Genomic DNA, 6,980 nt, shown 5'->3' with positions numbered 1-6,980 from the left:
ACTAACTTGTTCTTGCAATTTGCGAATGAAAATGAATTATCCAAGCTTTTAAATATATATTATTACCATGAAGGCGTAGCAGCAATGACCATCCAATTATTTAGGCGTCGTCACAATCGTTTTAATATATAACACAACAACATGGTTAATGTTATTATAAAACACATATGGTGTTCATAAGTTTTTCACATTTCACTGTTATTCTGAGATTATTCAAAAAAGACGATAGCTCGCCACCCGCTTGAAGATGGAGGATTGCCCCATGAAAAAATGGCTAAGAATAATTTTACTAATAACGTGTTTCGTTGGTTTGACATCGTTTCTACGCACGCAAGCGCAGGAACGGGAAGCCAGTATTTCAACGGCAACTCTCCAGGATAAGACGGGCGGAGTTGTTACGGAAGTGACCAGTCACCAGCCTCAGAACCTGCAATTGGAATTGGCCATTGAGGTTCCTGAGGGGGAAACAGTGGTGACGTTGGACAATGAAGATAACGCTAAGTTTAAGCCAGGGAAGATCGCTGACTTAGACCCGAACCAGGATATTACCGCCGAAGTTGATGAAGAACACCAGCTTTTGCTCAATAATGAACAAGAGAAAGCGCAGCAGGTGAAGTTGACTGTACCTATCAAGTTGGCTGACCCACTCCTTATCCCAGCATTGCTGCTTAAGCTAAAGCTTGGTGACACGCCGGTAGATGTTGAAGGTATTCATGAAATTAAAGTTAAGACTGAGGAAAATAACGCGGAAGACAAAACTACTGAAGAAACAGTAGTGGAAGATAAGAATAAAGATACTTCTACAAAAAAGAAAGGCTCGCAAACGACGAAGCAAAAGAAGTCGCAGAAAACTGTGACGCCTAACAATGATAACAACACGACTAAGAAGGTTGCTGAGAAAACTACTGAACGGAAGACTGAAGAGACCACAACCAAGGAAGTTGCTAACACAGAGAATGCTAAGACATCTTCTACGACCAGCACTAAGAGCTTACAAGTAACAACGGCCCCAGAGAAGAGATTAGAGGCTGGTGCCATTGCGGTTCATCGTGGCCAGGTTCAAATCGGAAGTTGGTCAGATAATAATATGGAGATTGGCGGAACACTCATAGGTCAAAAGGGAGTTGAAGTCATACCCAAGAGCTCAGGTGAAGATGGAAAAAAGGTTAGTGGTTTCTATGTAGGAGATAACTTTAAGGAAAACTATTACGTTTCCTACCAACAAAAGCCCGAAGCACACTCCTATGCCGTAGCATTAGGTGGGAAATCTCCAGCAGATGATGCAGACCTGGATAAGGGAACCATCGTGGTTTACTACCCAGAGGTGGGAGCATATACTACTTCGAATCAGTCAGAAAAACTCGAAAATAAGATGGGCGCTATCGTCGAAATTTCAAATATGACGGCCCATGATAAGAATAAGGAAACGGGGAGGCAGCAAGCACCGTTTATCGATTTTTCTAGTAATTTCTACTCCGGTATCGTCTACAACGGGATTAAACAACTCGATATCGATATAACGTTTATGAATGAAGATGGGACTAAGAGACTTAAGTTTCCTGAATTTACTAGCGAAGAGGATCACAGTGCCTACTTCACGTTTGGTTCGCTAAATGGTAACGATCTGGGTAAACACGAATGGGCTGGTACACGGTTGAACTTACCAGCAAAATTATCTGACGATACACTTGTTCAAGCTGATAAAGTTAATAAGGGTTGGTATGAAGGTATTGGCGAAGGTGTTTATAAGGGAGACGAATATACTGGGAAAAATCAATGGGGTGACTTCCTCGGTTCGACTAACTATGAAAGAGGTGCGGTTTCCTTCCCACTGACTGACGTAACTCAAAAATTCATGTTAAGAAGTGAATCTGGATTTACTTGGCAGTCATTCTCTACTGGCTCTGTTGTTCCGCTTAAGCCTGAGGAGCCTACAAAGACGGTTCATACTAACCCGGTCTTTGACCCTAAGTACAATGACTTAGATGGCGCGACAATCAACCGTGACGAGAATGACCTAAGCAGTTTTTACTACACGGTTTATCAGCCAACATATAGTATTCCGGACGAGTCTGTTGCTAAGCCCAATAAGATTATCTTGACGGATAGATTGCCAGACGGCATGTCGCTCAAACCGGAAGAAATTGTCTTATACAATACGGATGGTAAGGCGCTTGAATATGCGGACCCTAAGAAAGCTGGACAGCCTGGGGAAGATGAGAAGGTTCAAATGCGCGGTACACTTACTATTAGCGGACAGAATATCACTTACGAATTATCCAACGGTGAAATTGAAGAGTTGGACTTCAATGGGGACCCATTTGCCTTTCAAATGCGTGTAACGTTTGATGATGACTTCGTGGGGACCTTTAGGAATCGAGCCAAAGTGGCATTTAATTCTGGCGGAGACTACGACTTCGAAAACGAAACAAATGAAGTTGTAACGCATTTCCACAAAGGCATAACGCTAAAGAAGCTGGGTGACCTCCCTTGGGACCCTGCGAAAAATAGAGATCTCGAAGGCGTAGTCTTCAACGTTAAGGCTAGCGATGGAGGAACTGCCCAGGTTAAAACTGGTAAGAACGGTGAACTCGTCCTCCGCAAGCTGGACCCGAAGATGACCTACACGATTACTGAAGAAGTTCCTAAGGGCTATGTCTCACCGCAAGAGTTTACTTTATCCTACAATCGGGACAGCAAACGTTGGAAAATCTCTGGTAACTCAGATCAAGTCGTCATCTCCGGCGGTCAGAATAACCAAGTCATTACCGTAACGAACAAGATTAAACGGGGCGACTACCAGTTCAAGAAGATTGATGGGACGACGGACAATCCACTTGCGGGTGCTGAGTTTATCATCCGTAATAAGGCTGGCAAGTATCTGAAATTTGACGATGATCGCAAGATGACAGGTGTTGTGGATACCCATGAAGAGGCCACGAGGCTGACTTCCACAGACGCTGCCATCAAGGTGACGGGACTGCCATACGGCAAGTACAAGTTGATTGAAGCCAAAGCCCCAGATGGCTACGTCGTTGGCACCACGCATAAGTTTACCGTTTCAGAAAAGACGCAAGATACCCCAGAATTGATTAAGAATGACCCTTACAGCCTACCTGTTACTGGGGGCCGCGGGATCATCTGGTTCATCAGTTTAGGGCTCATACTCACCCTATCGGCACTCGCCATTTGGCGCACTCACCCTAGAGGAGGATAACCCATGAAATTCAGAAAACTACGACAGCTGGCCCTGGCGACCTTCGCCTTCTGTGGCCTCACGCTAGGCAGCCACATGACGGCGATTGCCAGCGATACAACAACAGACTCAACGCCTGAAACAGTTACGATGAAACTGCATAAGCTGGATAACATTGGTGTAGGGGATACCCCGCAGAATAAGGATCGCGAGGATATTAAAAACACTGGGGATGAAGTTGAGATTCCCAAAAGCATGAGTCCCTATAACGCCGATCAGTATGGAAAGGTCACTTTTAGCGTCTATGACATCTCCGAACTTTTCGCAGATAAGGATGGCAATAAGGTTCAAATGACCAGCGAGCAATTCAAGACTAAACGTGATGCGCTGATTGAAAAAATTACCGCTGGCAAGACTGATCCGGAAGAATTAATTGCCGCTCAAAAGCAGTTTGCGACGGAGTACAATCTGAGCCCCATTGATACGCAAGAGTTGGAGGGGACCGATGGCATCCTAACTTTTGATAAGCTTCCGAACAGCGGGTTCTACCTGATTATGGAAACCAAAGCCCCCGCGCACCACTTAACGGGAATCTCGGCCCCCATGATTATCGGTTTGCCGCTGAGTACGAAGGACACAATCCATTTGTACCCCAAAAACATCGTTGCCCGCGACGTTGATCCGGAGATTCATAAGGTCGGTATCAACCCCCTGGCACCGCTTAGCAAGAAGCATGTCGCGTTAGAAGGCGTGGTCTTCGAGCTACGGGAGGAAGGTAGTGATAAGGTCCTCAAAGAACTGAGAACTGATAGCAAAGGTAACATCGAATTTGGCGGCCTGACTGTTGGGACTAATTACGTGTTAACGGAACATTCGATTAAAAACTATCCCTGGTACGAACAGCCAGAGGGCAGAGATATCAAGATTTCCCTGACGTTTACCGTCGATAAGGTCGGTAACGTTGAAGTGGTCAGTGCCCAGCCAGACGAAAAGTTTTTCAAGGTTAAAGGCTCTTGGATTGGTATCGTGAATCACCTGATCCTCGGTGGGGCTAAATTTGAGAAGGTTGATGCGAACTCAGGGAAGGGCTTGGCTGGGGCGAAGTTTAAAGTTCAAAGTCTCGGTAAGAATGGTACTTCCTGGGCAGTTTTCAAGAATAATCAGTTTGAAAAGTGGGTTAAGAATAAGGCAAATGCCACGGAGCTAACCTCCGTAGCCGACGGTACTTTCAGTTTCACCGGCCTCCCATACGTGTACGACGAGAAGGTCAGAGGGGTAACACAATACAACTTAGTTGAAACGCAAGCGCCGGCTGGCTATGCCCTCGTGGAGGATGTCATCGCATTTGACATTACCAATGATAAGGATGCTACGGAAGTCAAGGCACAGACCATCAAAAATGAACGCTACGCCCTCCCGATTACCGGGGGGATGGGCATCTGGCTGTTCCTCCTCATCGGGAGCCTCCTGGTGGGTGGCGCGGGCTACCTGTACTACCGACAACGCAAGGAAGCGTAAACGCAATCGACACTTAGGCAGTTAGAGAAGGGGGACCCCCACATGCGCAAATGGCTAGCAATCCTACTATTATGCTTGGGCTTGGGCCTGATCAGCTACCCAGCCGCAAGTAACGTAGTGGCCCGCTGGCGGCAGCAGGGGGTCCTCGTTGCGTATAAAAATCAGCTGCAAACGGCGAGTGAAAGGCAACTCAAGGCGCTGCAACGTTCACTTCAGAAACAAGCATCCGTTAAGCAGACGGCGACGGTCAAGGATCCATTTAAAAAGAATGAGAAGCAGTTCGTTGAAACGGAACCCCTAGCGCTTGTAGCAATTCCCAAGATTAACGTTGAACTCCCTGTCTTTGTCGGGACCAGCGAACAGGTCCTTCAAAAATATGCGGGGCTGGTCAATGGAACGGATATTCCGCAAGGGAAGGACAACCAGCACAGTCTAATCACGGCACACGGCGGGTTACCCGGGGCCCAGCTGTTCACTGACCTCTGGCGGGTGGATCGTGGTGATCGTTTCTACCTGAAGAACGCTTATGGCTTGATGACCTATGAAGTTACGGCGATTCGGACGGTGAAGGCGGATACGCGGCAACCGATCAACCGGTCGGCAGCGCGAAATCAGGTAACGCTGATGACCTGCACGCCGTATATGATCAACACCCACCGACTCCTGGTCACTGGCAAGCGAATCCCAAACGAAACGGAGGCGATTCCTCCAGGAAAATTCGTTTGGGACCGATACAAGACGGTGGTCCTGATACTGACGATTCTGGCACTGACAGCGGGCGTATGGCTGGGCTACCGGCGATACAGACGCGCAAAGGAGGCGAGCTAAATGGCGAAACGTAAACGACACAAAAAAAGTTCCCTCTGGTTGCTGCTGATGTTTCTCGTCGGGGCTGGGTTGATCCTCCTAGGACTAACGCAGAGCTTTTCGGTGACCCAGTTAGGCAAGACGGCGCTGAGTGAGATGACGGTCGAGAGTGTAAAACGGACTAAGCGCGAGGCACAGGGGGAAACGGCCCCCTTCAACTACGCGAAGACGTCCCAATTGAACCCGCTCACGGTCGGGAGTTATGGACTCCGTGAACTGACCGGTACCAGTAACTACGGTGCGGTTGGCCAGCTCCGAGTCCCGGCGGTCGGAGTGGACTTGCCGATTGGTGTTGGTGTCAGTAATGCCGTGCTGGTTCGCGGGGCGGGGACGCTCAAGGCAGACCAGCAGATGGGTCAGGGTAATTACGCGCTGGCGGGGCATTACATGGTCTCCAAACGTCTCCTGTTCTCGCCGCTAAAGGGTGTCCACAAGGGAGACAGCGTGTACCTGACGGATAAGCAGCAGGTGTATCGGTATAAGGTCACGCGTGTCCAGGTGATCGACCGTCACAAGGTTGAGGTCATCGATGACGTTCCTGGCAAGACGCTGGTGACGCTGGTGACGTGTAATTCTGCCAAACGGGGCGAGCCGAAGCGGCTGGTGATTCGTGGGGAGTTGCACTCGGTGGAGCGGGCGCGGGTGTAGGAGCTGATACTAATAAAGTGAATAAGCTTACGGCGGTGCCTCGTGAAGGCGTCGCCATTTTTTGTAATCTTTTTGAAGAAAGATTCACTCATTATCGGGTATAGAATATGTTACACTGTGGTTATTAAGGGAAACGGTTTCATATGATATTAGGTTGAGTCATTATTTTGATCTGATCATTGAAAAAACGTAGATGAACTCAGCCAATACTAGGGAGGATGTCGTTCATGAAACGAAGTACAATTGGGATTGCAGTCGCAGCGGGAGTGGCTTTTTGTGGTGTTCAGGTATTGGGAACAGTGCCCGCGCTACCTACGATTGGAACAGAGGTCGTTGCGCATGCATCTGATGCGAAGGTTGTTGATTCGGGAACATTGGGGACCTGTCCGTGGACACTAACTGCAGATGGTGTTATGCATGTTGGAAGTGGTGAGTTACCGGAAGCTAAGGCACAGTATGGGAGTTATGTGACACCTTTTTTCGATATTAATATAACAGAGGCTGGACTCGGTCGTAAGATTAATACGATTTCGTTTGAAGGGTCAGTCAAAACGCCTGTAAATGCGTCGTTTCTATTTTCTGGATTCTCAGATGACGCACCGCAGATTAAAAATTGGACGGAGTTAGATACTAGTAATTCAACTAATTTTGCATATATGTTTTATGGTAGTAATCAGGATACAGTTGATGTGTCTAGCTTTGATACAAGTAAGGCAACAGACATGCAGGGAGTGTCAAATTTTTTGTGTAA

Annotated in this window: 4 protein-coding genes and 1 pseudogene; all 5 read left to right on the top strand. The window is 47.6% G+C overall.

Going from position 1 to position 6,980, the window contains the following annotated elements:
• Nucleotides 1–262: 262 nt before the first annotated feature.
• Nucleotides 263–3,217 (top strand): MSCRAMM family protein, encoded by a 2,955-nt coding sequence (locus tag FD07_RS11380; protein ID WP_020090435.1) that lies wholly within the window; start codon nt 263–265, stop codon nt 3,215–3,217.
• A 3-nt stretch (nt 3,218–3,220) separates the two neighbouring features.
• Nucleotides 3,221–4,714: a SpaH/EbpB family LPXTG-anchored major pilin gene (locus FD07_RS11375; RefSeq protein ID WP_020090436.1), complete on the top strand. Its 1,494-nt coding sequence runs from the start codon at nt 3,221–3,223 to the stop codon at nt 4,712–4,714.
• 42 nt (nt 4,715–4,756) lie between these two features.
• Nucleotides 4,757–5,542, top strand: coding sequence for a class C sortase (locus FD07_RS11370; protein WP_020090437.1), 786 nt, complete (start codon nt 4,757–4,759; stop codon nt 5,540–5,542).
• Nucleotides 5,543–6,229 carry a class A sortase gene (locus FD07_RS11365; RefSeq protein WP_020090438.1) on the top strand — a complete coding sequence of 229 codons (687 nt, stop codon included), beginning with the start codon at nt 5,543–5,545 and terminating at the stop codon, nt 6,227–6,229.
• 227 nt (nt 6,230–6,456) lie between these two features.
• A pseudogene (locus tag FD07_RS11360) lies at nt 6,457–6,980 on the top strand (hypothetical protein); the annotation flags it as partial.

It is taken from the genome of Levilactobacillus parabrevis ATCC 53295 (genome assembly GCF_001434055.1).
GTDB classification, from domain to species: domain Bacteria; phylum Bacillota; class Bacilli; order Lactobacillales; family Lactobacillaceae; genus Levilactobacillus; species Levilactobacillus parabrevis.
Note: the sequence above shows the minus strand (reverse complement) of the source record. Positions and strands in the feature narration are given on the sequence as shown.